The organism is Micromonospora sp. NPDC003776, from assembly GCF_053605645.1.
On the sequence record NZ_JBSGJR010000715.1, the window covers coordinates 1 to 3,035 of the forward strand.

Here is a 3,035-nt window from a genome sequence, read left to right on the forward strand (position 1 = left end):
CCCCTCGGGAACACCGCGACCTGCCGCCACACGTCGGACGGGGGCGACCCCGGGTCAGCCGGCCAGACCGCCCGGCTGGTCGCCCTTCACGACGGGGGCCCGGACCAGGTTGCCCCACTCGGTCCACGAGCCGTCGTAGTTGCGCACCTGCGGGTACCCCAGCAGGTGGTGCAGCACGAACCAGGTGTGGCTGGACCGCTCACCGATCCGGCAGTACGCCACGATGTCGTCCGACGGGCTCAGCCCGAGCTGGTCGGCGTAGATGCCGCGCATCTCGTCGGCGGACTTGAAGGTGCCGTCGTCGTTCGCGGCCGACTTCCACGGCTTGCTCACCGCGCCCGGGATGTGGCCGCCGCGCAGCGCGCCCTCCTGCGGGTAGTCCGGCATGTGCAGCATCTCGCCGGTGTACTCGCCCGGCGAGCGCACGTCGACCAGCGGCCGGCCGGCCGCCACGTGTGCCATCACCTGCTCGCGGTACGCCCGGATCGGCGCATCGTTCCGCGCCGGCACCGGATATTCGGCGCGCGGCCGGGTCGCCTTCTCCCGGGTCAGCTCCCGCCCCTCGGCGATCCACTTCTGCCGGCCCCCGTCCAGCAGCCGGACGTCCGGGTGGCCGAAGAGCGAGAAGACCCAGAGGGCGTACGCGGCCCACCAGTTGAAGTTGTCGCCGTAGAAGACCACCGTGTCGTCCCGGCCGATGCCCTTTGCGTCACACAGCTCGGCGAAGCTCTTCGCGTCCAGGTAGTCCCGGGTCACCTGGTCGTTCAGCTCGGTGTGCCAGTCGACCTTGACGGCACCCGGGATGTGGCCGGTGTCGTAGAGGAGCACGTCCTCGTCGGACTCGACCACCACGAGACCCTCGTCGCCCAGGTGCTCGGCCAGCCACTCCGTGGTGACCAGGCGCTGCGGGTCGGCGTACGACTGGAGGCGGGGATTGGGATCACTCGGCACAGGCATGATCCCCAAGTTACGCCCGATCGCGGGCCGCCAACCGGTCTGCCGGGAATCGGGTGCAGCGAATGTGGCGGGCCACACGTGACACGGGCGGAACCCGCCGACCACAGAGGATCACCATGACCGTACGGCAGCAGACCGGGCCACCCCGGTCCGTGGCAGCAGCACCGGTGGACTTCACCGACTTCTACCAGGCCCACTTCCACCGCATCGCCGTACAGCTCTACGCGTACCTGGGCGACCACGCCGAGGCGCAGGACCTGACCCAGGAGGCGTTCTGCCGGACGTTGGAGCGCTGGACCCGGATCAGCGGATACGACGACCCGTCGGCGTTCGTGCGTCGGGTGGCCTGGAACCTGGCGACCAGCCGGCTGCGCCGGATACGTACCAGCGTGCGGTACCTGGCCCGACAACGCGAGGAACACGTGCCGGGGCCACAACCCGACCGGGTCGCGCTGACCCGCGCGCTGGCCACCCTGCCCGCCAACCAGCGTCGGGCGATCGTGCTGCACCACCTGGCCCAGCTGAGTGTCGCCGAGATCGCCGAGCAGGTCGGCGCCCCCGAGGGCACGGTTCGGTCCTGGCTTTCCCGGGGCCGCGCCACACTGGCCGGCTACTTCACCGAGACCGGACCGGAGGACGGCCGTGCCTGAGACCGCCATCGAGAACATGTTCGCCGAGTTCGAGGCCGCGGCGCGGGACACGTTCCGACCGCCGGGCGTACCCGAGGCGCAGCGGCGGGTCCGGGACCGCCGCCGCCACCGGCGGGGCCTGTTGGCCAGCCTGGCGGCGCTGCTGCTCGCCGGGTCCGCCGGCGGATACGTGGCCGCACACCGGGGTGGCCCGCCCGAGCCGCGTCCCACCCCCACCGGCTCGCCGTCTCCCGGCGGGAAGCTGATTGAACGCAAGGTCGCGCTGCCGGGCGTACCGGGGAGGCTGACCGCGCTGCGGTTCGTGGACGGCCTGACCGGCTGGGCGCTCTTCGACACCTGCGACTCGAACGACCCGGCCGCCAGGGATTGCCGCCGTACCGTCGCCCGGACGACCGACGGCGGCGCGACGTGGCGGCGGACCGCTCTGCCGGCGGCCCCGGACGGCCCCGTGCAGCTGGTGCCCCGGGACGGCGGGACGCTGACCGTGATGACGAGGGAGCGGTACCTCGTCACCGTCGACGGCGGGGTCACCTGGACCAGCCACCCGGCGGATTCGCCACCCGAGGCGGCAATGCGCACCTTCGCCACCCCGGGCGGCCTACGGCTCGGCTGCCCTTCCGCGCAGGGGACGGGCGACGTCCGCATGGTGACCTGTAACCGGCTGAAGGTGCTACGGCTGGACGGGAGCCGGCTGCCGCACCAGCCGCCGGTCACCCTGTCCCACAACTCCGAAAGCGCCCTGTTCGAGGGCGCGGACGGACGGCTCTGGCTGACCGTCGTCGAGGATGGCCGGCTGGCGGTGGTGACCAGCAACAACCGCGGAGGCAGCTGGCGGAGACTGCCGGCAGTCGCGAAGGCGCGGCACCTCACCCTCTCACCCGACGGCCGCGAGGTCTGGCTGGTCCGGACGGACAGGCCGAACGGGGTGTGGCGGCTGGTGGGCGACCGCTGGCAGCAGGGGCCCGCCCTGCCGGACGACACCGCCGAGGTGGCCGCGGTCGGTGGCGGCATCCTGGTGGTCGTCAGTCGATACGGCCCACTCGGCTTCGTGGCCGACGGCCGATACGTCGACGTCCCCGAGTTGCGCGACGCGCTGCCCAACAACTCCGACCAACAGGCCAGCGTCGCGACGCTGCCGGACGGCACCATTCAGGTCCTGTACGACGAGACGCAGATTCTCGGTACCGGTCGGGACACCGACCGCACCTGGACGTGGTTCTCCTGACCTGCGCTGACGCGCCCCGCCAGTCGAGGCCGGTGGTGCCGGACGCCGAGATCGGCGGTCAGGCGCGGCGGTGCACCAGCCGGCCGGCCACCATGGTCGCCAGGCAACTGCCGTCGTCACCGAAGACGGCCAGGTCGGCCCGCGCCCCCCCCGCCACCCGCCCCGGCGGGGGGCGCGGGGCCCGCGCCGACACGGTTATGAAG

Annotated in this window: 3 protein-coding genes; 2 read left to right on the forward strand and 1 reads right to left on the reverse strand. The window is 72.6% G+C overall.

What is annotated here, in order from left to right; genetic code table 11:
- Positions 1-54: 54 nt before the first annotated feature.
- The gene (locus tag ACWEVO_RS33835; RefSeq protein ID WP_452311488.1) at positions 55-957 is read right to left on the reverse strand and encodes a sulfurtransferase; all 903 of its coding nucleotides are present in this window, start codon (positions 955-957) and stop codon (positions 55-57) included.
- A gap of 116 nt (positions 958-1,073) precedes the next feature.
- Between ACWEVO_RS33835 and ACWEVO_RS33840 the strand changes: the two genes are divergently transcribed.
- Together ACWEVO_RS33840 and ACWEVO_RS33845 are read left to right on the forward strand one after the other, a co-directional pair.
- On the forward strand, positions 1,074-1,607 hold the full coding sequence (locus ACWEVO_RS33840) for a SigE family RNA polymerase sigma factor (protein WP_452311489.1): 534 nt from the start codon (positions 1,074-1,076) through the stop codon (positions 1,605-1,607).
- On the forward strand, positions 1,600-2,832 hold the full coding sequence (locus ACWEVO_RS33845) for a hypothetical protein (protein ID WP_452311490.1): 1,233 nt from the start codon (positions 1,600-1,602) through the stop codon (positions 2,830-2,832). Before ACWEVO_RS33840 ends, ACWEVO_RS33845 begins: the two co-directional genes overlap by 8 nt.
- The last annotated feature ends 203 nt before the right edge of the window (positions 2,833-3,035 follow it).

Excerpts from the sequence above, each read along its gene's own strand:
- ACWEVO_RS33840 (WP_452311489.1), top strand. The coding sequence starts at position 1,074 with ATGACCGTACGGCAGCAGACCGGGCCACCCCGGTCCGTGGCAGCAGCA.
- ACWEVO_RS33835 (WP_452311488.1), bottom strand. The coding sequence starts at position 957 with ATGCCTGTGCCGAGTGATCCCAATCCCCGCCTCCAGTCGTACGCCGAC.